Source organism: Streptomyces himalayensis subsp. himalayensis, assembly GCF_013778455.1.
GTDB classification, from domain to species: domain Bacteria; phylum Actinomycetota; class Actinomycetes; order Streptomycetales; family Streptomycetaceae; genus Streptomyces; species Streptomyces himalayensis.
Window position 1 is genome coordinate 1 of the sequence record NZ_JACEHE010000002.1, and the last position, 25,896, is coordinate 25,896.

Below are 25,896 nucleotides of genomic sequence, written 5' to 3' on the forward strand. Positions count from 1 at the left end.
CGGGCTTGTCTTCCCGGCTGTTGGGCCGTTCCGACGAGTGAGACTTTAGCGGAATCCTGCCTCCCGAGCTAATCGGGGACCGCGCCCTTTCGAACGCTGATTCCTCATTTCGCAAACACGCATGAAAACGCGCCGACGACGAGTCATCGTTCGTTTGGATGGTTCTTGCGGAATGGCTGTCCGGGGCCGACCGGAGTCGGTGCTCACGTCGGACAACTCGGAGAACACTACGTAGGTCGGCCAGTCATGTCAACTCGGCGCCGCAGGGCGTACCCTTGTGGGCATGTCCAAGCATGCGTTCACCCAGCAGTGGTGGGCCGCCTGACGGCGGCCGTACTTACGCATGTACTCAACGGCCGCCGCTCCGGCGGCCGTTCGCGTATCTCCCTCCTGGAGGAACCTGAGTCGGCCGGCGGGCAGCGGCGGCCGACGACCAGGAGGTGGAGAGATGACGCGGATCTTCAGCGGGGTCAAGCCGACGGGGCATCTGACGCTGGGGAACTATCTCGGGGCCGTGCGGCAGTGGGCGAAAGTCGACCAGCACCGTGCTGATGCGTTGTTCTGCATCGTCGACCTGCATGCCCTGACGGTGGAGCACGATCCGGGGCGCGTGTGCAGGCTCAGCCGGCAGGGGGCGACGCTGCTGCTGGCGGCCGGACTCGAGCCGGCCCAGTGCACCGTGTTCGTACAGAGCCATGTGGACGAGCACGCGCGTCTGTCGTATCTGCTCGAGTGCGTCGCGACCGACGGCGAGATGCGGCGGATGATCCAGTACAAGGAGAAGTCCGCGCGCGAGCGGGCGCATGGCGGGAGTGTGCGGCTCTCGCTGCTGACGTATCCCGTGCTGATGGCGGCGGACATCCTGGCGTACGGGGCCGACGAGGTGCCGGTCGGGGATGACCAGAGACAGCACGTCGAGCTGACGCGGGATCTGGCGGTGCGGTTCAACCAGCGGTACGGCCACACGTTCGTGACGCCTCGCGCGACGCATCCCGTGGTGGCGGCTCGGGTCATGGATCTGCAGGATCCGACGTCGAAGATGGGGAAGTCGCACGATGCCGGAGCCGGGATCGTCTATCTGCTCGACGAGCCGGATGTGGTGCGGAAGAAGATCATGCGGGCGGTGACCGACAGTGGGCAGGAGGTCGAGTACGACCGGGAGGCCAAGCCGGGTATCTCGAATCTGCTCGAGATTCTTGCGGCTTGTACGGATGGAGAGCCCGAGAAGCTGGGTGGTGCGTACACGTCGTACGGGGCCTTGAAGAAGGACACCGCCGACGCCGTGGTGGAGGTGCTCAGGCCACTGCAGGAGAGGCACAGGGAGCTTGTTGCCGATCCTGCCTATGTGGACGGGGTGTTGAAGGAGGGGGCGGAGAGGGCCAGGGGAATGGCCAGGCCGACGGTGGATGCGGCCTATCGGGCGATCGGGCTGCTGCCGCCTTCGTGACCGATGGGCGCGGCGGTCGGTCGGGCCGGCCGCCGCGCCGGGCGGCGCGTCAGGTGTTCTTGCCGGAGGCCAGTTCGCGGCTGCGGTCGCGGGCCGCTTCGAGGGCGGCGATGAGGGCCGCGCGTACGCCGTGGTTCTCGAGCTCGCGGATGGCGCTGATGGTGGTGCCGGCCGGCGATGTCACGTTCTCGCGGAGCCTGACCGGGTGCTCGCCGCTGTCGCGCAGCATGGTGGCGGCGCCGATCGCGGACTGCACGATCAGGTCATGGGCCTTGTCGCGGGGCAGGCCGAGGAGGATGCCGGCGTCGGTCATGGCTTCGACCAGGTAGAAGAAGTACGCCGGGCCGGAGCCGGAGAGGGCGGTGCAGGCATCCTGCTGCGACTCGGGGACGCGGAGCGTCTTGCCGACGGCGCCGAAGATCTCTTCGGCGTGGGCGAGGTGCTCGGCGGTGGCGTGGGTGCCCGCGGAGATGACGGACATGGCCTCGTCGACGAGGGCGGGGGTGTTGGTCATGACGCGGACGACCGGGGTGCCTGTCGGCAGCCGGTCCTCGAAGTACGTCGTGGGGATGCCCGCCGCGCCGCTGATGATCAGGCGGCCGGCGGGGACGTGCGGGGCGAGTTCGTCGAGGAGGGCGCCCATGTCCTGCGGCTTGACCGTGAGGATGAGGGTGTCGGCGATCTTGGCCGCTTCAGTGTTCGAGACGGGCGTGACGCCGTAGCGGGTCCGGAGCTCTTCGGCGCGTTCGCGGCGGCGGGCGGTGACCAGGAGGTCGGCCGGGGCCCAGCCGGCTCGGATCATTCCGCTGAGCAGGGCTTCGCCGATCTTGCCGGTGCCGAGGACTGCGACTTTCTGGGTCATGGCTGGGGTGCCCTCCGGGGGGTTGCGTCGTCCGGGTTCATCCTCGCACCGGGGGCGTGGGGGTGGCTCGGTTGTCCGGTGGGCGGACGTCGGGTGGCGCGTTTCCCTTGGAGGGTTTCCCTCGGAAGGTTCTCGCCCCCGCCGCCCCTCCCCTTCCCGTCCCTGGGGGCTGCGCCTCCAGCCCCCCTTTCGGCCTGGACGGCCTCGTCCTCAAACTCCCCCAGCTACCGCTGGGAGGTGCCCCCAGACGGGCTGAATGGGGCGATCACGCGGTACGGCGGCGCAGCGTCGCCGCGCCCAGGCTCAGCACCAGCAACGCGCACCCGGCCACGACCAGCGCATCCCGTACGAAGTTCGCCGTCATGTCCGTGTGCCTGAGGACCTCGTTCATGCCGTCCACGGCGTAGGACATGGGGAGGACGTTGGAGATCCCTTCGAGGACCGGGTGCATGTTGGAGCGGTCGGTGAAGAGGCCGCAGAGGAGGAGCTGGGGGAAGATCACCGCCGGCATGAACTGCACCGCCTGGAACTCGGAGGCCGCGAAGGCGGAGACGAAGAGGCCCAGGGCCGTGCCGAGCAGGGCATCGAGCAGGGCGACGAGGAGCAGCAGCCAGGGGGAGCCAGTCACGTCGAGGCCCAGGACCCACAGGGCGAGGCCGGTGGCCAGGGCCGACTGGACGATGGCCAGGGTGCCGAAGGCGAGGGCGTAGCCCGCGATCAGGTCGGCCTTGCCGAGCGGCATGGCGAGGAGGCGTTCGAGGGTGCCGGAGGTGCGTTCGCGCAGGGTGGCGATGGAGGTGACCAGGAACATCGTGATCAGCGGGAAGATGCCGAGCAGCGAGGCGCCGATCGCGTCGAAGGTCCCCGGGCTGCCGTCGAAGACGTAGCGGAGCAGGAAGAGCATCACGCACGGGACGAGGATCATCAGCGCGATGGATCGCGGGTCGTGGCGGAGCTGGCGCAGGACGCGGGCGGCGGTGGCGAGGGTGCGGGATGCGCTGATCGCGGTGGGGCTGGGTGCGGCAGCCGCGGGGCGTGCGGGGTGTGTGCTCGTCGTGGTCATCGGGCGGTCTCCTTGCGGGCGTTGCCGCGGGTGTCGGCGCCGGCATCGGCCGCGGCGGCTTCGACGGCCTCGTCGACGAGATGGAGGAAGGCCGCTTCGACGGTCTCCGAGTGCGTGCGCTCGCGCAGGGCGTCGGGAGTGTCGTCCGCGAGGATCTCGCCCTCGCGCATGAGGAGCAGACGGTGGCAGCGTTCGGCCTCGTCCATGACGTGCGAGGAGACGAGGATCGTGGCTCCGCGCTCGGCGGCGATGGAGTGGAAGAGGTCCCACAGGTCGCGGCGGAGTACGGGATCGAGGCCGACGGTGGGTTCGTCGAGTACGAGGAGTTCGGGGGCGCCGAGCAGGGCGACGGCGAGGGAGACGCGGCTGCGCTGTCCGCCGGAGAGATTGCCGGCGAGGGCGTCGCTGTGCGAGGTGAGGTCGACGTCGGCGATTGCGCGGGTGACATGTTCGTGGCGGCGGTCGGCGGCAGCGCGGCCGGGATCCAGGACGGCCGCGAAGTACTCGAGGTTCTGGCGGATCGTCAGGTCGTCGTAGACGGAGGGTGCCTGGGTCACGTATCCGACGCGGGACCGGAGGGAGGGGTCGCCGGCGGGGCGGCCGAGTACGTCGAGAGTGCCGGTGACCTTGGCCTGCGTACCGACGACCGCCCGCATGAGGGTCGACTTTCCGCAGCCGGAGGGGCCGAGAAGGCCGGTGATCTGGCCGCGGGGGACGGCGAAGTCGACGCTGCGGAGGACGATGCGCGGGCCTCGTACGACGGTGAGGGCGGCGGCTTTGATGGCGGGTGGGGGCTCGGTGGGGGTTCCTTCCCGGACGGGGGGTCCGGAAGCGAAATTCATCATGCGGTGAATAATGCGCGTGGTGGGTAGTGGCGTCAAGGCGTCAAGGTGGGTGAACCCTTGTGAACCCCCGCGGGAGGAGCGGGCGTTTTCCGGTGGTGTGATGCGCGGCTGTCATGTGAGGCGGCCGGGCCTGCGTACGACCGTGAGATCCACGGCGTACACCTCCTCGACCAGGCCGTCCGGGAAGTACCGCAGCAGGTGGCGCCGCTCGTCGGCCAGTACGGGTGCGGACTCCTCAGGGCCCAGGGCGGCGAAGTACGAGCGGCTGCCGAGGTGGGCGAGATGGACGTCGACGGGGATGCGGCGGGTCCAGTGGAGACGGCGGTGCGCCGGACCCAGGCCGGGGGCCAGCCGGTCGATGATCTGCGGCGCTTCGCCGGTGATGCCGTGCGCGTGGTAACCGGGCAGGCGGGCCTGCAGTCGTCGCTCCTGCTCGGCGCACCAGGGCACGTCCGGGTCGGGGATGTTCCACCACAGGGCGAGAGCGCCGCCGGGGCGCAGGACGCGCAGGGCTTCGGGGAGGGAACGTCCCGGGTCCGTCCAGTGCCAGGCCTGTGCGTAGGTGATGAGGTCGGCGCAGGCGTCGCCGAGCGGGAGGGCGTCGCCGAGGGCACGGACGACGGGGACGTCCGGGAGGTGCGCCTTGAGCTGGGCGCCCATGGCCGGGCCGGGTTCGACTGCGACGGCCTGTGCGCCGCGTTCCACCAGCAGGCGAGTGGCGATGCCGGTGCCTGCTCCGACGTCCACGACGCGCGCTCCGCGAATCGGCCGGCCTGCCAACTCCTCGACCGCGTCGAAGAGTTCTGGCGGATAGCCGGGCCGGGCGGCGGCGTACTGACCGGCGACGGAGTCGAAGGACAGCGCGAAGGGGGAGGGACCTGGAAGGTTTGAGGAACCTGGGTAGCCGGAAGCGTCTGGGTGCATGCCACCACGCAAGCGAATCCGCCGCAGAACCGCCAGACCGCGGGTGGTTGCGGGGAGGCGGATGCCTGGCCAGCGGCTGTCAGGCGCGGTCGCTCGGTGGGGCGGCGGCCTAGCCTTTCCGTTTCCGCTTCGACGGGTTGCCCGCGCGGCGTGCCGCACGGCGTTCGTACTGCTCGCGTGCCGCCTCGTGCTCCTCGCGGTACAGCTTCTCGCCGGGGGCCTCGGTGAGGGTGCGGAGGAAGTAGGCGAGGAGGGAGCCGACGAAGCCGATGGCGAGGAGACCTCGGAGGGAGGCCTGGCGGTCGGGCTCGGGGCGCTTGCTGAAGCCGTCCCAGGTGTGACGGAACGCGAGCGCGCTGCAGACCGCGAACATCACGACGACCAGCACGGTCGCCAGCCCTCCGATGGCAGCGATCTCCAGACCCTCGTACGCGAAGCGCAGGACCAGGCACGACACGGCCGCCGCGGCGAGCGAGCCGGCGGCTACGGCCGCGCGGCGCGCCGCGTAGCCGCCGTCGTGGTTCACCCAGGTCGTGCCGAAGAATCGGATGGGTTCGGGGCGGGGGCCCGCGGGGGTGGCCGGGGTGCCGGTCTTGTCGTCCTTCTCGTCGCTCACGCGTCGATTATCGGTCCGGCCCGCCGTGATCCCTACCGGCACTCCTCTGCCGCTCGCTTATCTGCCGCTCCTCGGGGTGGCCCCACCGGTCGTGCGGGCGAGGCCACGCCCGAGGCGTCAGCCGCAGCGCGGTGCCACGTACCCGTCGCTGCCTGTGAACACGTATGCGTCCGAGATGTACTCGCCGTCGGCGATGTTGTCCCAGAGGTTCGTCGTGCCGTACGGGCCGGTGATCGTCTGGCCCGGCGTCTGGCAGAAGATCGGCACCTTGGCGCCATCGGGCAGGACGCGGACGATGCCGTAGCTGGTGCTGGGGCCGCTGCGCACGTTCACGCGGTAGCCGGGCGCGACCGAGTAGTACCTGAGCGCCGAGGCCTCCGCCGCGGCACCCAGCGTCAGTGCGAACGCCGCGACGGTGGCGCCTGCCGCCATCCTGGTGCGTCTGCCGGCCAAGAGCTTCATGGTGATCCCCATCCCGTTCGTCAGGCGCAGCGCGGCCTGATGTAGCCGTCGCTGCCCGTGTTCACGTACGCGTCGGAGACGTACGCCCCGGAGCCGATGTTGTCCCAGATGTTCGTCGTGCCGTACGGGCCGGTGATCGTCTGGCCCGGCGTCTGGCAGTAGATCGTTACCTGGGAGCCCTCCGGCAGCACCCGGACGAGGGTGTACTGGGTCCCCGGCCCGCTACGGACGTTCAGCCGGATGCCGGGAGCAATCGGGTAGGTGACCGCCGCGGCCTCCGCCGCGGCGCCCAGTGTCAGGGCGAAAGCCGCGACTGCGGCGCTTCCCGCCATCGCGGCACGTCTGGTCGGCTGGAGCTTCACGCTGGTTCCTCTCCTTCTCACGCGCAGCGCGGGGCGATGTATCCGTCGCTTCCGGTGTTCACATAGGCGTCGGAGACGTACTCGCCGACGGCGATGTTGTCCCAGATGTTCGTGGTGCCGTACGGCCCGGTCACTGTCTCTCCCGGGCGCTGGCAGAAGATCCGCACATGCGAGCCTTCCGGCAGTACGCGGATGATGCGGTAGCTCGTGCCGGGGCCGCTGCGCACGTTCACTCGGTAGCCCGGGGCGATCGCGTAGTAGCGCAACTGCACGTCGGCCGTGCTCGCGGCCTGCGTGGTGTGCTGCGCCTCTTCTTCCGAGCCCTCGATGCGGTCAACAGCCATGTCGGCTCCCCCCGTTGAAACCCACTTGATCGCGCCAAGTGCGTCGCGGACACACATGGCACGCGGAGGCTAACAAGCCACACCGGTTTCGTACTAATCATCGACTAGGCTCCGTATGTCGCGCGCGGACGAGCTACCCGGGGGGAGAGTCCATGGCGCCGCATCACAGCACTGGAGCAGGCACGGAAGCGGAACTTCCCGGCTATGCCGGGCAGTACCGCCTCGAGTCCTGCCTCGGCTCAGGCGGCATGGGAGTGGTGCACCTTGCGCGCAGCGACTCGGGGCTGCGCCTCGCGGTGAAGGTCGTACACGCCGAGTTTGCCCGAGACCCCGAGTTCAGGGGGCGGTTTCGGCAGGAGGTGGCAGCTGCTCGGCGTGTGAGCGGTGCGTTCACCGCACCGGTCGTCGATGCCGATCCGGAGGCCGAACGCCCCTGGATGGCCACGTTGTTCATCCCTGGTCCCACCCTCGCCGAACACGTGAAGCGGAATGGTCCGATGGAGCCGCCACAGCTGCAGCGTCTGACGGCGGGACTGGCGGAAGCCCTGCGGGACATCCACCGCGCCGGTGTCGTCCACCGCGACCTCAAACCCAGCAACGTCCTGCTGGCCGAAGACGGCCCCAAGGTCATCGATTTCGGCATCTCCCGGCCATCCGACAGTGAACTGCGCACCGAGACCGGGAAGTTGATCGGCACCCCGCCCTTCATGGCGCCCGAGCAGTTCCGCCGCCCCCGGGAAGTGGGCCCGGCGGCGGACATCTTCGCGCTGGGTTCCGTGATGGTGCACGCGGCGACGGGTCGGGGTCCGTTCGATTCCGACAGCCCCTATCTCGTCGCCTACCAAGTGGTTCACGACGAGCCGGATCTGACCTCGGTTCCGGGAAATCTCGTGCCGCTCGTAACGCGCTGTCTCGCCAAGGAACCGGAGGACCGGCCGACGCCCGACGAGCTGATGGCCCAGCTGCGCATGGTCGCGGCGTCCTATGACACCCAGGCGTTCATTCCGGTACGGCGAGGGCGAGAGCCGGTCGGGAAGGACACCGGCCTCGGCACCGGCAAGGGGGGCAGGGAGGACGTCGGCGAGGACGAGCACGGAGCCGGCGTAAAGGGTGGTGCGAGGACGGACGTCGGCAGAAGCAGGCTGAAAGGGCTCCTGCCGGCGGCCGGCTCGCGGCCTTCGAATCATTCTGTGCGCACCCGTTTCCACGTGGCTCTTGCGGTCGGTGCGGTCCTCCTCACCGGCGGCGTGGCCGCGGCCGTCCACCACGTGGGCGCAGTCCCCCACCCCACCGTCTCCGGAAGCGCCACCGGGCAGAGCACCGACCCGACCGGTCGCCAGCCGTGGACCAGAAGTCTGAGCGCCGGCTCCGGAGCCGGGCAGTCCGCTCGGACATCCATGTGCTCATACGGAGTCAAGACGCTGGTGTGTGTCCAGCCTGGGATCCACGCCGTCGATCCGCAGGATGGCACGGTGCTGTGGCGCCGCACATCTGACTTCGCACAGGACGTTCCGGAGCCTCCGGTCATGGCGGGCGGCCTCGTGCTCGCCCTGGTGCAGAAGGGCCGGATGCTGATGGCGCTCGCCCCCTCCTCCGGCAAGGCCCGGTGGAAGCTGGACGTCTCCGCGTACGCGGGTGGTGTGCAGTTCGCGGGCCGAACGGTACTTCTGACGAGCCCCGACGGCACGGTCACCGGCGTGGATGCCGCGTCGGGGAAACAGCGGTGGAGCCACCGCCTCCCGGGCCACGATCGGCCCACCTTCGCGTCGTTCGCTGCGGACGGTCTCGTGTACGCCGCCAGCACGGCGAGCGGCACATCAGGTACCCGGGTCACCGCGGTGGATCCGGTCACCGGTGAGGTCCGCTGGGATCGCCGCCTGGACGGAACACTCAGCCCGGTGGGCACCCGGGGCGACGCGGTCTTTTTCGTATCCGTCGATGCCTTCGCACATACAGAGGCCATCGTCAGCTACAACGCGTCGAGCCGCAGCCTGCACCGAGTGCGGCTCGACGTTCCGCTCATGCAGGCCCGGGCCACGGTGCGCGGCGGCACGGTCTACCTGTTGGCGACGGAGGGTTCGCTCACAGCTGTGGACATGGACGCGCGGGTCCAGCGGTGGCGGTTGGAGACGTCGGTGAGCCGGGGTTCGACGCCCGTCGCCGACGCCGAGCATGTCTACTTCACCGCCGCTGACGGCCGCCTCCTCGCGGTGGACGCCCGCAGGGGGATTCTGCTCGGCCAGACAAGTCCCCGGCTTCCGAAGGCATCGGACCGAGTCGTGGCCGACATTCCCGCACCGCTGCTCGCCATGGGAATGGTGTATGCGAGCGCGCCCGACGGAACGGTGTTCGCCGTGGCGGCGGACGATCCCTCCCGTTGGTGAGCGATCCATCCCGTGCCGATGGGCGATCGCGGAGGCACCGTGAAGGGCCGGGCGGGCCGACGAGCCCGTCCCGGCCGCCGTTCGGACGTCAGCCCAGCTTCGTCACGTCCCGCACAGCCCCCTTGTCCGCGCTCGTCGCCATCGCCGCGTAAGCCCGCAGCGCCGCCGAGACCTTACGGTCGCGGGACTTCGGGGCGTACGCGCCGGCGAGGGCCTCGCGGCGGGCCTCCAGCGTCGTGTCGTCGACGAGGAGTTCGATCGTGCGGTTCGGGATGTCGATGCGGATGCGGTCGCCGTCCTCGACCAGGGCGATCGTGCCGCCGGAGGCCGCCTCGGGGGAGGCGTGGCCGATGGACAGACCCGACGTGCCGCCGGAGAAGCGGCCGTCCGTCACCAGGGCGCAGGCCTTGCCGAGGCCGCGGCCCTTCAGGAACGAGGTCGGGTAGAGCATCTCCTGCATGCCGGGGCCGCCCTTGGGGCCCTCGTAGCGGATGACGACGACGTCGCCCTCCTTGACCTGCTTCGTGAGGATCTTGTCGACCGCCTCTTCCTGCGACTCGCAGACGACGGCCGGGCCCTCGAAGGTCCAGATCGACGCGTCGACGCCCGCCGTCTTCACGACGCAGCCGTCCTCGGCGAGGTTGCCCTTGAGGACCGCGAGGCCGCCGTCCTTCGAGTACGCGTGGGCGACGTCGCGGATGCAGCCGTTCGCCGCGTCGGTGTCCAGCTCCTCCCAGCGCTCGGACTGCGAGAACGCCTCGGCGGAGCGCTTGCAGCCGGGCGCCGCGTGCCACAGCTCGACGGCCTCGTCGGTCGCCGATCCACTGCGGATGTCCCAGTCGTCCAGCCACTCCTTGATCGAGGGGCTGTGGACGGTGTGCACGTCCTCGTTGAGCAGACCGCCGCGGTACAGCTCGCCGAGGATCGCGGGGATGCCGCCCGCGCGGTGCACGTCCTCCATGTAGTACGTCCGCGTCGGCGCCACGTTGGGCGCGACCTTGGCCAGGCACGGGACGCGGCGCGAGACGGCGTCGATGTCGGTCAGGTCGTACCCGGCCTCGGCCTCCTGGGCGGCGGCCAGCAGGTGCAGGATCGTGTTCGTGGAGCCGCCCATGGCGATGTCGAGGGCCATGGCGTTCTCGAAGGCGGCGTGGGTGGCGATGTTGCGCGGGAGGACCGAGGCGTCGTCCTGCTCGTAGTAGCGCTTGGCCAGCTCGACGACCGTGGCGCCCGCGTTCTCGTAGAGGGCCTTGCGCGCGGTGTGCGTGGCGAGCACCGAGCCGTTGCCGGGGAGGGAGAGGCCGATCGCCTCGGTCAGGCAGTTCATCGAGTTGGCGGTGAACATGCCGGAACAGGAACCGCAGGTCGGGCAGGCGTTCTCCTCGATGCGGAGAATGTCCTCGTCCGAGATCTTGTCGTTGACGGCGTCGGAGATCGCGTCGATCAGGTCGAGCGTGCGGACCGTGCCGTCGACGAGGGTCGCGCGGCCGGCCTCCATCGGGCCGCCGGAGACGAAGACCGTGGGGATGTTGAGGCGGAGGGCCGCCATCAGCATGCCCGGGGTGATCTTGTCGCAGTTGGAGATGCAGATCAGGGCGTCGGCGCAGTGGGCCTCGACCATGTACTCGACCGAGTCCGCGATCAGGTCGCGGGACGGCAGCGAGTACAGCATTCCGCCGTGGCCCATCGCGATGCCGTCGTCGACCGCGATCGTGTTGAACTCGCGCGGCACCGCGCCCGCGGCCTTGATCGCCTCGCTGACGATCCGGCCGACCGGCTGCAGGTGCGTGTGACCGGGCACGAACTCGGTGAAGGAGTTGGCAACCGCGATGATCGGCTTGCCGATGTCCTCGCTCGCTACACCGGAGGCGCGCATAAGGGCGCGGGCGCCCGCCATGTTGCGGCCGTGGGTGACAGTGCGGGACCTCAGCTCGGGCATCGTCGCTCGCTCCTTCAGGCAGATGCCTACGGCTGCCTGCGGCACGGTGGTCGCCGGGCTCTCGCGGCGTTGTCCGTACGGCTGGCGGACGCAGGCAGGGATGACTGCAGTCGAGCCTACGCCGCTACGCCAAGATCTGGACAGCTCGTCCGGAATGCGGGACGCCTGTCTCGGTCACCGGCACCCGGTCGGGCCACGAACGGGCCCAGGGGCCGGTCAGATGACCTTGCACCGGGTCAAGGGCCGGTCACATGCACCTGCACCGGGCTCAAGGTCCGCTCACATGCACCTGCACCGGGCTCAGGGCCCGGTCAGATGCCCCTGCACCACCGGCGCCACCCGCGCGATGATCTGCTCCACGTCCGCCGACGCCAGCGGCTCCAACTTGATCACGTACCGCATCATGGCCACGCCGACGAGCTGGGCGGCCGCCAGCTCGGCCCGCAGTTCGGCGTCCGGCGTGCCTACATGGCCCGCGACCCTGCGCAGCAGCTGCGTCGTGACGAGCCGGCGGAAGACCGCGGCGGCCGCCTCGTTGTTCATGGCCGACCGGACCACGGCAAGCAGGGGCGTACGGGTGACCGGGTTCTCCCAGACACCGAAGAGGAACCGGGAGAACCGCTCACCGACCCCGTCGAGCGGACCCTCGATGATCGTGTCCGGCGCCTTCAGGGCCGGCGCGAAGACGACCTCGATCGCCGCCTCGAAGACCTGTTCCTTGGTGCCGAAGTAGTGGTGGACGAGCGCCGGGTCGACGCCCGCTCCCTTGGCGATGCTGCGCACGGACGTCTTGTCGTAGCCCCGCTCGGAGAACTCCTCGCGGGCCGACTGCAGAATGCGCTCGCGCGCCGCGGGGCCCTCCCCCGCATGCGTACGCGATGGACGTCCCCTGCGCCGCGGAGCCGTGTCGGTCATGATCTCGGCACCCTCACCGCGGACGCCAGATGGAGCCGGGTGAAGGCCAGGGCCTCCGCCAGATCGGCCTCGCGCTCGGCGCTGGACATGGCCCGCCGTGTGTTGACCTCCAGGACGACGTGGCCGTCGAAGCCGTTCAGCGCCAGACGTTCCAGGACCTCGGCGCAGGGCTGTGTGCCGCGGCCGGGGACCAGGTGCTCGTCCTTGCCGGATCCGCTGCCGTCGGCGAGGTGGACGTGGCCGAGCCGATCGCTCATGCGGTCGATCATCTGCAGCGCGTCGGTGCGGGCGGTCGCCGTGTGCGAGAGGTCGATCGTGTAGTGCCGGTAATCGTCCTTGGTGACGTCCCACTCCGGGGCGTAGGCGAGCATCTCGCGGTCCCGGTAGCGCCACGGATACATGTTCTCGACGGCGAACCGTACGTCCGTCTCGTCGGCCATGCGCCAGATGCCGCGTACGAAGTCCCGGGCGTACTGCCGCTGCCAGCGGAAGGGCGGATGTACGACGACCGTGGAGGCGCCCAGCTGCTCGGCGGCGGACTTCGCGCGCTGGAGCTTGACCCAGGGGTCGGTGGACCACACCCGCTGCGTGATCAGCAGACAGGGGGCGTGGACGGCGAGGATCGGGATGCGGTGGTAGTCGCTCAGGCGGCGCAGTGCCGCGATGTCCTGGCTGACAGGGTCGTTCCAGACCATGATCTCGAGACCGTCGTACCCGAGGCGCGCGGCGATCTCGAAGGCCGTCGCCGTCGACTCCGGATAGACCGAGGCCGTCGAGAGCGCGACCTTCGCATCCGGGATGCGCACCACTGGTTCTGCCACGAGGGACAGGGTACGGGGCAAGGTCCCCGCGACGGGGGCGTCCCCCGGCGGTGCCGCCCCAACAGAGACGCTCCCCCACGTACGACGTGGTTGCTGTCCGGCTGAGGGGTGTCCCGGCGTCGGGGTTCCCCCCAGTTGACGCTGGGGGCACCCCAGTGCCCAACCCTCCGCAGCGGGGGCGACCCGGCACCTCCTACGTGCTCGACATGTGGTCCAGCCTGCGCAGGATCACGCCCTCGCGGAGCGCCCAGGGGCAGATCTCCACCGACTCCACGCCGAACAGGTCCATCGCGCCCTCCGCGACGAGTGCGCCGGCGAGGAGCTGACCGGAGCGGCCCTCGGAGACGCCCGGGAGCTCCGCGCGCTCCTCGGCCGTCATCTCGATGAGCCGCGGCACCCAGTCCTCCAGGGACCTGCGCTTGAGCTCCCGCTGGACGTAGAGGCCGTCGGCCGAGCGGGCGGCGCCCGCGATACGGGCGAGCTGCCGGAACGTCTTGGAGGTGGCGACCACATGGTCCGGGGTGCCGAGGCGGCTGAACTCCCCGACGGTCCGCGCGATCTGCGCCCGCACATGCCGCCGCAGCGCCTTCACGTCCGCCGGGTCCGGCGGGTCGCCCGGCAGCCAGCTCGCGGTCAGACGTCCTGCGCCCAGCGGCAGCGAGACGGCGGCGTCCGGCTCCTCGTCCATGCCGTACGCGATCTCCAGCGAACCGCCGCCGATGTCCAGGACCAGCAGCTTTCCGGCCGACCAGCCGAACCAGCGGCGGGCTGCGAGGAAGGTCAGACGGGCCTCCTCCTCACCGGTCAGCACCTGCAGCTCGACACCGGTCTCGTCCTTGACGCGGGTCAGTACGTCGTCGGCGTTGCTGGCCTCGCGGACCGCGGAGGTGGCGAACGGCAGCAGGTCCTCGACGCCCTTGTCCTCGGCCGCCTGCAGCGCTTCGTGGACGGTGCCGATCAGTTTGCCGACGCCGTCGGGTCCGATGGCTCCGTCGCCGTCGAGGAGTTCAGCAAGCCGCAGTTCCGCCTTGTGCGAGTGCGCGGGCAGCGGGCGTGCGCCCGGGTGCGCATCCACCACGAGCAGATGCACTGTGTTCGAACCCACGTCGAGGACACCGAGTCTCATATACGGAACGCTACTGCGCGTGGGCCGGACGGAAGTCCCGGGGCGGGGTTCCACCCGCATACCCTGGAGGCGTGCCAAAGACGAAAAAGGCGAAGACCGACAAATCCGCCAAGGGTTCCTCGAAGGCGCAGGAGCCGGAGCTGAGGCCGTCGGAGCAGAGGCAGTCGAAGCCGCCGAAGCAGTCGAAGGGATCGAGGGGATCGGTGCAGGAGCAGCAGCCGGTGCCCGATGAGAAGGGCCTGGACTTCGCCCGCGCATGGGTCGAGTTCCCTGATCCGGCGGACGACGAACAGGTATTCCGCTGCGATCTGACATGGCTTACCTCCCGTTGGAACTGCATCTTCGGAAGCGGCTGCCAGGGCATCCAGGCCGGCCGCGCGGACGACGGGTGCTGCACGCTGGGCGCGCACTTCTCCGAGGAGGACGACGAGAAGCGCGTCGCCGAACATGTGGCGAGGCTCACTCCCGAGATCTGGCAGCACCACGACGTGGGCACGCAGACCGGCTGGGTCCAGGAGGACGAGGACGGCGAGCGCCAGACCCGCCGTTTCGAGGGCTCCTGCATCTTCCAGAACCGGCCCGGTTTCGGGGGCGGCGCGGGCTGCTCGCTGCACATCCTGGCGCTGCGGGAGGGGCGTGAGCCGCTGGAGACCAAGCCGGACGTCTGCTGGCAGCTGCCGATCCGCCGGACGTACGAGTGGATCGACCGGCCCGACGACACCCGCGTCCTGCAGGTGTCGATCGGCGAGTACGACCGCCGGGGCTGGGGTCCGGGCGGCCACGATCTGCACTGGTGGTGTACGTCGGCGACCTCGGCGCACGGAGCGGGCGAGCCGGTGTACGTCTCGTACCGGCCGGAGCTCACCGAGCTGATGGGCAAGGCGGGATACGACCGGCTGGTCGAGCTGTGCGAGGCCCGGCTGGCGTCGCAGCTGCCTCTGGTGGCGCCGCACCCCGCCGACCCCGCGGGCTGAGGCGGGGCCGTTCCGGAGCCGACGCCCCGCCCAGCCCTGGGCCCATCGGTCACTGTCAGAAGCACCCGCCGTCGACAGCAGTAGCGTCGTCGTCCTGCGGGCGGGCCGCCCGCCTACGCCCCTCAGCTGGGGCTCGCCCCTCCCCCGTCGCTCGGCGGCGGCGACGAGTCCCCCGGGTCCGACGGGGCCGGCGAGTCGGAAGGGGCGGTGTCGCTGGGCGCGGGGTCCGGGTCGGAGGGCGCCGGGTCGCTCGGGGCGGGATCCTGCCCTGACGGGGGCGGATCGGACGACGGCGGCGGGTCGGACGACGGGGGCGGATCCGACGAGGGCGGGTCGCTCGGCGCCGGCCCCGGATCGGACGGGGACGGGTGACCGGGCGAGGACGACGGCGGGCTGGACGAAGGCGGGCTGGAGGGTGGCGGGGACGACTCTCCGTACCCCTCGAGGGCGATCACCGCACCCGACGGATCGATCACGATCTGTGCGCGCCAATGGCCGGGAGGCTCGCGATGGTGATCGACGTACACCTCGATCGTGAGCGACTCGCCCGGCGCGAGCGTTCCCGAGGACTGGCTGAAGTAGAGCCACGGGGCGTCCGCGCGCGCCGACCAGTGCACCGGTGCGCCCCCCGATGCCCGCAGCGTGATCAGTGTCGTGTCGCCGCCGCTCGGCTGCGCCTCCACCGTGAGCCTGCCGGGGCCGACCGCGCTGTGGGACGGCGGTGCTCCCGGGCTGATCACCTCCACGGACACGTCGGGCGTGCGGCTGCCGGCGGTGAAGCGCGCGTCGGGCTCGGGGCTGGCGTTGCCGGCGTTCTCGTAGCCGCCCGCGTGGTCGCCCCCGAGCCCGCCGGGGCCGTCCGCCTCGCTGACGGAGATGGAGCGGCCGTCCTGGCCCTCGCCGGTGAGAGGCGCGCCGCGGTAGGCGGCCCAAAGGGCGAGCACCGGGGCCGCGACGACCGTGGCGACGACGGTCGTCGCCACGGCACGCGCGCGTAGCCGGCCGCGGCGGGCTGCTCGGTCCCTGGGGTCCATCGGGAAGCCGCGCCGGTCGAAGCGCGGTGCGCTGTCCCGCGCGCGGGGGGCATGCGTCATCGCGGCGTGCAGGGCGGGGCGCGGGGCCTCGACCACGGGCAGCGCGGCCGGGGTGACGCTGGTGCCGGGCCAGGCGGCCCCGGCGCGCTCGGCGGTACGGCGGCAGCGGGGGCAGTCGTCGACGTGCCGGACGAGCTCGCTGCGCAGGGCCGCGCCGAGGAGCAGCTGGTTGTCGCCGGTGAGGCGGGCGACGGCAGGACAGGTGCCGGTCTCGACGACGGCGAGCGCGGCACGGGTGCGCTCCACCTCGCAGGCCGCGGTGGCCAGGAGTTCCCGGGTCGACGCGAGGTCCATGCCGAGGACCGCGGCGACCTCGTGGGCGGCGAGGTGGTGGCGTACGGCGAGTTCGAGCGCCTCTCGCTGTTCGGGGGTCGTCCCGGCGGCCTCCGGCCAGGCCAGCAGCGCCAGTTCGCGCCGGCGCTCCTGCTCGGTCTCCGCGGAGACCGAGGGGCCGGGGGTCCGGTCGCTCTCCGCCGAGACCGAGGGGGCCGGGCTCCGGTCGCTCTTCGCCGAGACCGAGGCGGCGGCTGTCCGCTCGGCGTGCCGCCCGGCGGCACGCGAGCTCTGCCGCTTCCGCTTGGCCTCGGCGAGCTTGCGCAGACATGACCAGCGTGCGAGCGCGTACAGCCAGGCCTTGCGGTCGCTCTCGGAGTCCGGCCCGCGCGAGCCGCGGCGCTCGGCACACGCGAGGGCTTCACCCAGTGCGGCGGTCGCGGCGTCGTGGTCGCACAGCACGGACAGGCAGTACGTGAACAGGCCGTCGAGATACGGCTCGTAGCGCGCGGGCGGCCGCTGGACCAGCGTGCGGTGCGCCGCCCCGCGGTGCCGCGCATCACGATGCGCCCGGCGGGCTCCGGGGGTCTGTCTGGAGTGCTGCGGCCTACTGCTCGTCACCCGTGCGACCGTAGGCGGGTGGTGGTGGGGCCCTCCTCACCGTCGCGCACATTTAATCCTTACGGGTGAACAGATCCCTCAAAAGGGGACAGGAACCCGTCATTCCGCGATGCGAGCGTTACAGGGACCGGGGCGCGGGGCGGTCTCGTGGCGCGCGGCGCCCGGCGGGCGCGGATGTCGCGCGGCGCCCGGCGGGCTCGGATGTGGCGCGGCACTGGCCGGCGCGGGTGGCGCGCGGCGCGGATGCCGCACGGCGCCGGCGGACGCGGATACCGCACGGCACTGGCGGGCGCGGGCGTAGTGCAGGCGGACACGCGGGGCGGGGTGCGGGGCGGTCGGCGTACGCAGGGCGCGAGCTCGGGAGCGGTGGGTACCGGGCGCGCGGGCGGCAAGGGGCCACCGGACGCCGGTCGGCGCCCCGGGTGCGGTGCGGTGCGGTGCGCGTCGGCACGCGCGCAGGCCGAGGGCCGAGGGTGCCGACCGGCTCCCGCGGCCCTTGGCCGGCACGATCCCGCCTGCCGCCCTGAGCCGCACAGCCGCCGAGGGCGAGGCTGCGGTCGGGAAGCGCAGCCACACTCGGCGACGGGGGGCGTGCCAGCGGCGGCGAGAAGCCGCAGCCACCGGCGGGAACTGGGCATTGACGGCGCGCAGCCGCAGCCGACGGCCGGGCGCCGCGGCATCCGGCGAGCAGCCGCAGTCGGCGGCCGGGGGCCGGGTTGTCGGTGGGCACCGCTACGGTTTCGTCCATGGCTGCCCGTACGAAATCCGGCAAGGACCGGCCGTCCTACCGCTGCACCGAGTGCGGCTGGCAGACGGCCAAGTGGCTCGGCCGCTGCCCCGAGTGCCAGGCATGGGGCACGGTCGAGGAGTACGGCGCGCCCGCGGTGCGTACGACGACGCCCGGCCGCGTCACCACCACGGCCGTGCCGATCGGCCAGGTCGACGGCCGCCAGGCCACGGCTCGCACGACCGGCGTGCCCGAGCTGGACCGCGTGCTCGGCGGCGGACTGGTCCCCGGCGCCGTGGTCCTCGTCGCGGGCGAGCCGGGCGTCGGCAAGTCGACGCTCCTGCTGGACGTGGCGGCCAAGTCGGCCAGCGACGAGCACCGCACGCTCTATGTGACAGGTGAGGAGTCCGCGAGCCAGGTGCGGCTGCGCGCGGACCGCATCAAGGCCATCGACGACCACCTGTATCTGGCGGCCGAGACCGACCTGGCCGCCGTCCTCGGTCATCTGGACGCGGTCAAGCCCTCACTGCTGATCCTCGACTCCGTACAGACCGTGGCCTCGCCGGAGATCGACGGGGCGCCCGGCGGCATGGCCCAGGTCCGCGAGGTCGCCGGGGCCCTCATCCGCGCCTCCAAGGAGCGCGGCATGGCGACGCTCCTGGTCGGCCATGTCACGAAGGACGGCGCGATCGCGGGCCCGCGGCTGCTCGAGCACCTCGTGGACGTCGTGCTGCATTTCGAGGGCGACCGGCACGCGCGCCTGCGGCTGGTCCGCGGCGTCAAGAACCGGTACGGGACGACGGACGAGGTCGGCTGCTTCGAGCTGCACGACGAGGGCATCACCGGTCTCGCCGACCCCAGCGGCCTCTTCCTCACCCGGCGTGCCGAGCCGGTTCCGGGCACGTGCCTGACCGTGACGCTGGAGGGCCGCCGCCCGCTCGTCGCCGAGGTCCAGGCGCTCACCGTCGACTCGCAGATCCCCTCACCCCGGCGCACCACCTCCGGCCTGGAGACGTCCCGCGTCTCGATGATGCTCGCCGTCCTCGAGCAGCGCGGCCGGATCAGCGCGCTCGGCAAGCGCGACATCTACTCCGCGACGGTCGGCGGCGTGAAGCTCTCCGAGCCCGCGGCGGACCTGGCCGTCGCGCTCGCGCTCGCCAGCGCCGCGAGCGACACCCCGCTGCCGAAGAACCTCGTCGCGATCGGCGAGGTGGGCCTCGCGGGCGAGGTCAGACGGGTCACCGGCGTCCAGCGCAGGCTCGCGGAGGCCCACCGCCTCGGCTTCACACACGCCCTCGTACCGACGGATCCGGGCAAGGTCCCGGCCGGTATGAAGGTCCTGGAAGTCGCCGACATAGGGGACGCTCTGCGGGTGCTGCCGAGGTCGCGTCGGAGAGAGGCCCCACGGGAGGAGGAGGACCGCCGGTAGACTTTGCCCCGGTCTCGCCCATCCGTACGAACCGAGGGCGCCCCAGAACCTGCGACCGGAGGAGTGCAGTGGCAGCCAACGACCGGGCAGCAGCTCCCGGAAAGTCCGGTGGGAGCTCCGGTGCCGATGGGCTCATGCGCGCCTCTTTGAGCGCTGTCGCGCCGGGCACGGCGCTGCGTGACGGCCTGGAGCGCGTCCTCCGCGGCAACACCGGAGGACTGATCGTCCTCGGCTCCGACAAGACCGTCGAGGCCATGTGTACGGGCGGTTTTGTCCTCGATGTCGAGTTCACGGCGACGCGGCTGCGCGAGCTGTGCAAGCTCGACGGCGGCATCGTCCTCGACAAGGACCTCACCAAGATCCTGCGGGCGGGTGTCCAGCTCGTGCCGGATCCGACGATCCCGACCGAGGAGACCGGCACGCGGCACCGCACCGCGGACCGCGTGAGCAAGCAGGTCGGCTTCCCGGTCGTGTCGGTGTCCCAGTCCATGCGGCTCATCGCGTTGTACGTGGACGGACAGCGACGGGTCCTGGAGGACTCGGCCGCGATCCTCTCCCGGGCGAACCAGGCCCTGGCGACCCTGGAGCGGTACAAGCTGCGGCTCGACGAGGTCGCGGGCACGCTGTCGGCGCTGGAGATCGAGGACCTGGTGACGGTCCGGGACGTCTCGGCCGTCGCCCAGCGCCTGGAGATGGTGCGGCGCATCGCCACCGAGATCGCCGAATACGTGGTGGAGCTCGGCACGGACGGGCGGCTGCTCGCCCTCCAACTCGAGGAGTTGATCGCGGGCGTGGAGCCGGAGCGGGAGCTCGTCGTCCGGGACTACGTACCGGAGCCGACCGCGAAGAGGTCCCGTACGGTCGAGGAGGCGCTGGCCGAACTCGACTCTCTGACGCACACCGAGCTTCTCGAACTTCCCGTGGTGGCAAGGGCCTTGGGCTACACCGGGTCGCCGGAGGCGCTGGACTCGGCGGTGTCGCCGCGGGGGTTCCGGCTGCTGGCCAAGGTGCCGCGGTTGCCCGGCGCGATCATCGACCGCCTCGTGGAGCACTTCGGCGGCCTGCAGAAACTGCTCGCCGCGAGCGTCGACGACCTGCAGACGGTGGACGGGGTCGGGGAGGCCCGGGCGCGGAGCGTTCGGGAGGGGCTGTCGCGGCTGGCGGAGTCCTCGATCCTCGAGCGCTACGTCTAGCCTCCGGCGGGCTGCGGTTCTCGGGCGCCGCTGTTCTTGGAGTGCCCGCTGTTCTTGCAGTGCCCGCTGTTCTTGCAGTGCCCGCTGTTCTTGCAGTGCCCGCGGTCGGCCCGCCAAGGGCTAATCGTTCTCCAGGACAAAGGAAGTTCGGGCCGTTCCGAGGCCGGAGGCCTTCGCCTCGACAAGGTACGTACCCGCCTTCGCCGAGCCGGCCGCCGGCGTCGCGCACTGAGGTGCACTCGCGTGCCGATCCCACACCACGGTCTGCGTGACGCTCCCGTCCGCCGGCACCCGCAGCAGCAGGCTCCCGCTGCCCTCCGGGCAGTCCGATGACGTCCAGAACGCGTCGTCACTCCCGGTCAGCGTGATCGTCAGCACGGCCTCCTTCGGCCCGAGATCCACCTTGCAGGCGGTGCCCGACGTGTTCTGCGCGATCAGCTCGAACTCCGGCTTCTCACCGGGGTCGTACGTGTTGCGGACGCTGCGTACCGTGAACTTGACCGCACCGGCAGCGCAGTTGGGCAGGCTGGACCCGGCCGGAACCCGGTCGCCCGAGCCACCGCCGCCCGTGGCGCCGTCCGGGGAATCCGTGCCGCCCTCGCCGCCCGAACCGCCGGAGCTTCCCGTCTCGCCGGAGCCCTCACCGTCCCCCGAGCCGTCACCGTCCCCAGAGCCGTCGCCGCTGCCGCCCGACTCGTCGCGGCCGCCCGGGTTTTCGCTGATCGCAGGCCCGGATCCGGAGGGACCCGGCGTGATCGAGGGCGCGGGGTTCTTGCCGTCGGAGTCGCCGGCGTTGTTGTTGCCGCCGCCACCGGAATTGACGACCCATACGACGAGCAGTGCCAGCAGGGCGACCATGGACAGCAGAACGGCCCTCCGTCGCCAGTAGATGCTGGAGGGAAGCGGCCCGACAGGATTGCGCAGAGATCCCACGGCGCAAACTGTACGAGAGATCAGCGGGTTATCCTGCCCCACCCGCCGCCCCGCGCCGCAACTTTTGCGGATCATCATCCCGGCCGCGCAGCCCGTTCACACCCCTCCACCGCTCCGCCGCCCCTGCCTTTCGGCAGATACGGGACTGAACCATCGCATCATGTGATGTGCCGACTTATTGCGTACTGTCCTTGCTCATGCAGGACATCGACTCCGGTCTGTACCGCGGCATCAGCGACTTCGCGCATGACACCCCGGCGTGGGTGCAGCACCTCGTCGAGGCATGGACGGAGGCCGGACTGCTGCTGTTCGGAGCGCTGTTCGTAGCCGCATGGTGGCGGGCGCGGCGCGGCGGGCCCTACGCGCTGGCCGTCGCGGTTCTCGCGCCGCTCGCGACCGCGGTGGCGTCTGTGTGCAGCGAGTTGGTCAAGTCCGCGGTGGACGAGGTGCGTCCGTGCCGCGCCGTGGCCGGCGCCCCCGCCTCGCTCGTCGCCTGTCCGCCCCACGGCGACTGGTCGTTCCCGAGCAACCACGCGTCGATCGCGGGCGCCGCGGCGGTGGCACTGACGCTCGCCTGGCGCGGTCTCGCCCGGCTCGCCTTCCCGATGGCGCTGCTGATGGCGTACTCACGGGTTTTCGTGGGCGTCCACTATCCGCACGACGTGCTCGTGGGGCTGCTCCTCGGCGCCGCCGTGGCATACGCCGTGGTGCGTCTGGGCGCCCGGCCGATGACGCACGTGGCCGAGGCACTGCGGGCGTCCACCACGAGACCGGTCCGGTGGTTCGCCGGTCCGGGTCCCGCGGCACCGGGCCGGGACACGCCCCAGCCGCGATCGGCCCATCGCGGCTGACGGCGCCGCGGCCTCGACGGCCACGGAGACCGGACAGCAACGGGTCGGCGATCGGCTTGTTCGGCCTGTACTGCGCCGCGCCGGCTGTGGCGGGTTCGGCCTGTACTGCGCCGCGCCGGCTGTGGCGGGCCGAGGCGGCAGCCGCCGTTGCCGCTGCCGAGGGCTGCGCCAATGGGTTCGGCGTCCCCGTACGCGCCGTATGAGCTCTGACCGGGGAGGGCTCAAGGGAGTCGGCGGTGGCGTCCGGAGGCCGCCGTGGCGCCCCTCCGATCGTCAGGTTTCGGGGCTGCCAGGCGCCTCGAACCGCCCCGGTACGGCCCGAAACCGTGTCGCCCGGCGTGTCACTCCCGCCTCTCACCTGGCCTTCTGTGGGGCCGCGGCCGCGGATGTCCGCTCGGCGTGCGGCACCGTGGCAGGATCGTGCGTGCCATGACTGCTCCCACGAAATCCATGCCGCCCACCCCGTCCACGGCGCCCATGCCGTCCTGCCGCGCCGCCTCCGGCACCCCGGGGGCCGCCCCGGGCGCCCCGGACGGCGCCGCCCTGCACCCGCCCGTCATCGCATGGTTCGAGGAGAACGCGCGCGACCTGCCGTGGCGTCGGTCCGAGGCGGGGCCATGGGGTGTGATGGTCAGCGAGTTCATGCTGCAGCAGACCCCGGTCAACCGCGTGCTGCCCGTGTACGAACAGTGGATGGCCCGCTGGCCGCGCCCTGCCGACCTGGCCGAGGAGGCGCCCGGGGAAGCCGTCCGCGCCTGGGGCAGGCTCGGCTATCCGCGGCGCGCGCTGCGGCTGCACGGTGCCGCCGTCGCCATAACGGAGCGGCACGGCGGCGACGTACCGACGCAGCACGCGCAGCTGCTCGCGCTCCCCGGCATCGGCGAGTACACCGCCGCCGCCGTGGCGTCCTTCGCCTACGGGCAGCGGCATGCCGTCCTCGACACCAATGTGCGCAGGGTCCTCGCGCGCGCCGTCACCGGTACGCAGTACCCGCCCAACGCCACCACCGCCGCCGAGCGCAAGCTGGCCCGCGCGCTGCTCCCCGAGGACGAGCGCACGGCATCGCGCTGGGCCGCCGCGTCCATGGAGCTCGGGGCGCTGATCTGCACGGCCAAGAACGAGAGTTGTGTCCGCTGCCCCATCGCCGCGCAGTGCGCATGGCGGCTGGCCGGGAAGCCGGCGCACGACGGGGCGCCGCGCCGCGCCCAGACGTACGCGGGGACCGACCGCCAGGTGCGCGGCCGACTGCTGGCCGTGCTGCGGGAGGCCGTGGCGCCCGTGCCGCAGTCCGTGCTCGACCGTGTGTGGGACGAGCCCGTGCAGCGGGCGCGGGCGCTGGACGGACTGGTCGCCGACGGTCTCGTCGAGCCACTGCAGGGCGGCCTGTACCGCCTCCCGCTGGCCTGACCGATCTCCCGCCCCTGCTGGCCTGACCGACCTCCCGCTGGCCTGACCGACCTCCGGCTACCGCTACCAACCCCCGCCGCCCACTATCGGCCGCCCATCACTCGATACGGCCGCTCACCACGCTTTACGGCAGTCCGGCTTCTGTTACACAACCGCCGGACAGCCGTGCGTCCGCCGCAGGCTGCTTCGGACAGCCTCGTGACAACCGCTCCGTAGCTTCTGCCGTACCGCACAGGGGCGCGCACCAGCGCGAACACGGGACGGACGGAGGCGGTTCGGAATGGCGCACGGCGAGGTGTTCGAGTTCGAGGAGTACGTACGCAGTCGGCAGGACGCCCTGCTGCGCAGCGCCCGGCGCCTGGTGCCCGACCCGGTCGACGCGCAGGACCTGCTGCAGACCGCGCTCGTGCGGACGTACGGCCACTGGGAGGGCATAGCCGACAAGCGGCTGGCCGACGCGTATCTGCGCCGCGTCATGATCAATACGCGGACGGAGTGGTGGCGGGCTCGCAAGCTGGAGGAGGTCCCCACCGAGCAGCTGCCGGACGCGAGCGTCGAGGACGCCACCGAGCAGCACGCCGACCGCGCCCTGCTGATGGACGTCATGAAGGTGCTGGCACCCAAGCAGCGCAGCGTCGTCGTGCTGCGACACTGGGAACAGATGTCCACGGAGGAGACGGCCGCCGCCCTCGGCATGTCGGTCGGCACGGTCAAGAGCACGCTGCACCGGGCGCTCGCCCGGCTCCGCCAGGAGCTGGAGAACCGCGACCTCGATGCGCGCGCGCTCGAACGTGAGGAGCGGGAGCGTTGCGCGGCCTAGGCATGGGGGCCATACGAGGGATACGGCACCTACGACGCGTAGGGTCACGACGAGGCGTGGGGGCCCCACGGGGCGACGTCCCCGCCGCCGGACGCGGCGGCCGGACGGGACGAACCCTGACGGCGGGGGGCACAGCGGCGGCCGGGCTCGCCGCCCTCGGCCTTTCCCTCGCCGGATGCGGCGCGGGCGGCACCGGTGCGCGCGACGAGGGCCCGGCGCGGGGCGCCTCGGTCGCCCAGTCCGCACCCTCGCCCTCCTCATCGCCCGCTCCCACGGCGAAGCGCGTCGACGCGGTCGCGCTGGTCAAGAACGATCCGAAGGTGAGCGCCGAGGTCAAGCGGGACCTGAAACCGTGCGTCGCGGACGAGTACCCCGTCGACGTGTCCTACGGCAAGCTGACCGGCGGCTCCTCGGACGACATCGTCGTCAACGTGATGACCTGCGGCGATGCGGTCGGCGTCGGCTCGTATGTGTACCGCGCGGTCGGCACGGAGTATCAGAATGTCTTCCGCGTCGAGGAGCCGCCTGTCTATGCGGAGATCGACAGGGGCGACCTCGTCGTCACCATGCAGGTGTACGAGAAGGGGGATCCCGTGGAGTACCCGTCCGGCGAGAACGTGATCACCTACCACTGGTCCGCGAACAGGTTCGTCGAGCAGGCCCGTACGCACAACGACTACAGCAACGCGGTGGGCGGGGGTTCGCCCACCGCCCCGGAGAACTGACACAGAAGGCAGCACATTCGGATGGCAGAGCAGACCCACGTCCTGTTCGTCGAGGACGACGACGTCATCCGCGAGGCCACCCAGCTGGCGCTGGAGCGCGACGGCTTCGTGGTCACCGCCATGCCCGACGGCCTGTCGGGGCTCGAGGCGTTCCGGGCCGACCGACCCGACATCGCGCTGCTCGATGTGATGGTCCCGGGCCTCGACGGTGTCTCGCTCTGCCGGCGCATCCGCGACGAGTCCACCGTGCCGGTGATCATGCTGTCGGCGCGCGCCGACTCGATCGACGTCGTCCTCGGCCTGGAAGCGGGCGCCGACGACTACGTGACCAAGCCGTTCGACGGCGCCGTGCTGGTGGCCAGGATCCGCGCCGTGCTGCGCCGTTTCGGGCACGCGAGCGGGGCGGCCTCCGGTGCCGGTAAGGCCGACGGCGCGGGGCAGGCGAGCGGCGGTGTGCTGAGCTTCGGCGATCTGCAGATCGACACGGAGGGCATGGAGGTACGGCGCGGTGGCGCGCTGGTGGGGCTGACGCCGACCGAGATGCGGCTGCTGCTCGAGTTCTCCTCCGCGCCCGGCACGGTGCTCTCCCGCGACAAGCTGCTGGAGCGCGTGTGGGACTACGGCTGGGGTGGCGACACCCGCGTCGTCGACGTCCATGTGCAGCGCCTGCGCACCAAGATCGGCCAGGACCGGATCGAGACGGTCCGCGGCTTCGGCTACAAGCTCAGGGCCTGAGGAG

At 71.4% G+C, this 25,896-nt stretch carries 24 protein-coding genes; 10 read left to right on the forward strand and 14 right to left on the reverse strand.

Features of this window, described 5'->3' with window-relative positions:
• The first annotated feature begins 448 nt into the window (after positions 1-448).
• On the forward strand, positions 449-1,447 hold the full coding sequence (gene trpS, locus H1D24_RS03720) for a tryptophan--tRNA ligase (protein WP_181655923.1): 999 nt from the start codon (positions 449-451) through the stop codon (positions 1,445-1,447).
• 49 nt (positions 1,448-1,496) lie between these two features.
• On the opposite strand, the gene proC is transcribed toward trpS, so the two are convergent.
• The 8 genes from proC to H1D24_RS03760 all read right to left on the reverse strand — a co-directional run bounded on the left by proC (position 1,497) and on the right by H1D24_RS03760 (position 6,925).
• Entirely contained in the window at positions 1,497-2,309 is an 813-nt protein-coding gene (proC, locus tag H1D24_RS03725) for a pyrroline-5-carboxylate reductase (protein ID WP_181655924.1), read from the reverse strand.
• A 265-nt stretch (positions 2,310-2,574) separates the two neighbouring features.
• On the reverse strand, positions 2,575-3,372 hold the full coding sequence (locus H1D24_RS03730) for an ABC transporter permease (protein ID WP_181655925.1): 798 nt from the start codon (positions 3,370-3,372) through the stop codon (positions 2,575-2,577).
• Entirely contained in the window at positions 3,369-4,217 is an 849-nt protein-coding gene (locus H1D24_RS03735) for an ABC transporter ATP-binding protein (RefSeq protein WP_181655926.1), read from the reverse strand. Before H1D24_RS03735 ends, H1D24_RS03730 begins: the two co-directional genes overlap by 4 nt.
• A 111-nt stretch (positions 4,218-4,328) precedes the next feature.
• Positions 4,329-5,141, reverse strand: a complete 813-nt coding sequence (locus H1D24_RS03740; protein ID WP_181655927.1) for a class I SAM-dependent methyltransferase — start codon at positions 5,139-5,141, stop codon at positions 4,329-4,331.
• A gap of 109 nt (positions 5,142-5,250) precedes the next feature.
• Positions 5,251-5,757: an EamA/RhaT family transporter gene (locus H1D24_RS03745; RefSeq protein ID WP_181655928.1), complete on the reverse strand. Its 507-nt coding sequence runs from the start codon at positions 5,755-5,757 to the stop codon at positions 5,251-5,253.
• Between the two features lie 117 nt (positions 5,758-5,874).
• On the reverse strand, positions 5,875-6,219 hold the full coding sequence (locus H1D24_RS03750; RefSeq protein ID WP_181655929.1) for an SH3 domain-containing protein: 345 nt from the start codon (positions 6,217-6,219) through the stop codon (positions 5,875-5,877).
• 20 nt (positions 6,220-6,239) lie between these two features.
• On the reverse strand, positions 6,240-6,551 hold the full coding sequence (locus H1D24_RS03755) for an SH3 domain-containing protein (RefSeq protein WP_181656376.1): 312 nt from the start codon (positions 6,549-6,551) through the stop codon (positions 6,240-6,242).
• A gap of 47 nt (positions 6,552-6,598) precedes the next feature.
• Entirely contained in the window at positions 6,599-6,925 is a 327-nt protein-coding gene (locus tag H1D24_RS03760) for an SH3 domain-containing protein (protein WP_181655930.1), read from the reverse strand.
• Positions 6,926-7,077: 152 nt separating this feature from the next.
• Here H1D24_RS03760 and H1D24_RS03765 point away from each other — a divergent pair, with 152 nt between their 5' ends.
• A complete protein-coding gene (locus H1D24_RS03765; protein ID WP_181655931.1) occupies positions 7,078-9,309 on the forward strand; it encodes a serine/threonine-protein kinase in 2,232 nt (743 codons plus the stop codon).
• 88 nt (positions 9,310-9,397) lie between these two features.
• Here the strand turns inward: H1D24_RS03765 and ilvD are convergent, their stop codons facing one another.
• The 4 genes from ilvD to H1D24_RS03785 form a co-directional block, all read right to left on the reverse strand.
• Positions 9,398-11,248 (reverse strand): dihydroxy-acid dehydratase, encoded by a 1,851-nt coding sequence (gene ilvD / locus H1D24_RS03770; RefSeq protein ID WP_181655932.1) that lies wholly within the window; start codon positions 11,246-11,248, stop codon positions 9,398-9,400.
• Between the two features lie 300 nt (positions 11,249-11,548).
• Entirely contained in the window at positions 11,549-12,163 is a 615-nt protein-coding gene (locus H1D24_RS03775) for a TetR/AcrR family transcriptional regulator (RefSeq protein WP_181655933.1), read from the reverse strand.
• A complete protein-coding gene (locus tag H1D24_RS03780; protein WP_181655934.1) occupies positions 12,160-12,984 on the reverse strand; it encodes a sugar phosphate isomerase/epimerase family protein in 825 nt (274 codons plus the stop codon). The genes H1D24_RS03775 and H1D24_RS03780 overlap by 4 nt, the downstream gene beginning before the upstream one ends.
• Positions 12,985-13,177: 193 nt before the next feature.
• Positions 13,178-14,110: a Ppx/GppA family phosphatase gene (locus tag H1D24_RS03785; protein WP_181655935.1), complete on the reverse strand. Its 933-nt coding sequence runs from the start codon at positions 14,108-14,110 to the stop codon at positions 13,178-13,180.
• Between the two features lie 71 nt (positions 14,111-14,181).
• Here H1D24_RS03785 and H1D24_RS03790 point away from each other — a divergent pair, with 71 nt between their 5' ends.
• The gene (locus H1D24_RS03790; RefSeq protein ID WP_181655936.1) at positions 14,182-15,084 is read left to right on the forward strand and encodes a DUF3109 family protein; all 903 of its coding nucleotides are present in this window, start codon (positions 14,182-14,184) and stop codon (positions 15,082-15,084) included.
• 122 nt (positions 15,085-15,206) lie between these two features.
• Here the strand turns inward: H1D24_RS03790 and H1D24_RS03795 are convergent, their stop codons facing one another.
• The gene (locus H1D24_RS03795) at positions 15,207-17,072 is read right to left on the reverse strand and encodes a BACON domain-containing protein (RefSeq protein WP_181655937.1); all 1,866 of its coding nucleotides are present in this window, start codon (positions 17,070-17,072) and stop codon (positions 15,207-15,209) included.
• Positions 17,073-17,818: 746 nt separating this feature from the next.
• Between H1D24_RS03795 and radA the strand changes: the two genes are divergently transcribed.
• Together radA and disA are read left to right on the forward strand one after the other, a co-directional pair.
• Positions 17,819-19,228: a DNA repair protein RadA gene (radA, locus tag H1D24_RS03800; protein WP_181655938.1), complete on the forward strand. Its 1,410-nt coding sequence runs from the start codon at positions 17,819-17,821 to the stop codon at positions 19,226-19,228.
• Between the two features lie 68 nt (positions 19,229-19,296).
• Positions 19,297-20,421: a DNA integrity scanning diadenylate cyclase DisA gene (disA, locus tag H1D24_RS03805; protein WP_181655939.1), complete on the forward strand. Its 1,125-nt coding sequence runs from the start codon at positions 19,297-19,299 to the stop codon at positions 20,419-20,421.
• A 120-nt stretch (positions 20,422-20,541) separates the two neighbouring features.
• Here disA and H1D24_RS03810 read toward each other — a convergent pair whose 3' ends face one another.
• The gene (locus H1D24_RS03810) at positions 20,542-21,354 is read right to left on the reverse strand and encodes a hypothetical protein (protein ID WP_181655940.1); all 813 of its coding nucleotides are present in this window, start codon (positions 21,352-21,354) and stop codon (positions 20,542-20,544) included.
• Between the two features lie 197 nt (positions 21,355-21,551).
• On the opposite strand from H1D24_RS03810, the gene H1D24_RS03815 reads away from it, so the two are divergent.
• The 5 genes from H1D24_RS03815 to cseB all read left to right on the forward strand — a co-directional run bounded on the left by H1D24_RS03815 (position 21,552) and on the right by cseB (position 25,892).
• On the forward strand, positions 21,552-22,205 hold the full coding sequence (locus H1D24_RS03815) for a phosphatase PAP2 family protein (RefSeq protein WP_181655941.1): 654 nt from the start codon (positions 21,552-21,554) through the stop codon (positions 22,203-22,205).
• A 429-nt stretch (positions 22,206-22,634) separates the two neighbouring features.
• Entirely contained in the window at positions 22,635-23,612 is a 978-nt protein-coding gene (locus H1D24_RS03820; protein WP_374064133.1) for an HhH-GPD family protein, read from the forward strand.
• Between the two features lie 280 nt (positions 23,613-23,892).
• On the forward strand, positions 23,893-24,432 hold the full coding sequence (locus tag H1D24_RS03825; protein ID WP_181655942.1) for a SigE family RNA polymerase sigma factor: 540 nt from the start codon (positions 23,893-23,895) through the stop codon (positions 24,430-24,432).
• A gap of 56 nt (positions 24,433-24,488) precedes the next feature.
• Positions 24,489-25,157: a hypothetical protein gene (locus tag H1D24_RS03830; RefSeq protein ID WP_374064135.1), complete on the forward strand. Its 669-nt coding sequence runs from the start codon at positions 24,489-24,491 to the stop codon at positions 25,155-25,157.
• Positions 25,158-25,178: 21 nt separating this feature from the next.
• A complete protein-coding gene (gene cseB / locus H1D24_RS03835; RefSeq protein ID WP_181655943.1) occupies positions 25,179-25,892 on the forward strand; it encodes a two-component system response regulator CseB in 714 nt (237 codons plus the stop codon).
• Positions 25,893-25,896 lie beyond the last annotated feature (4 nt).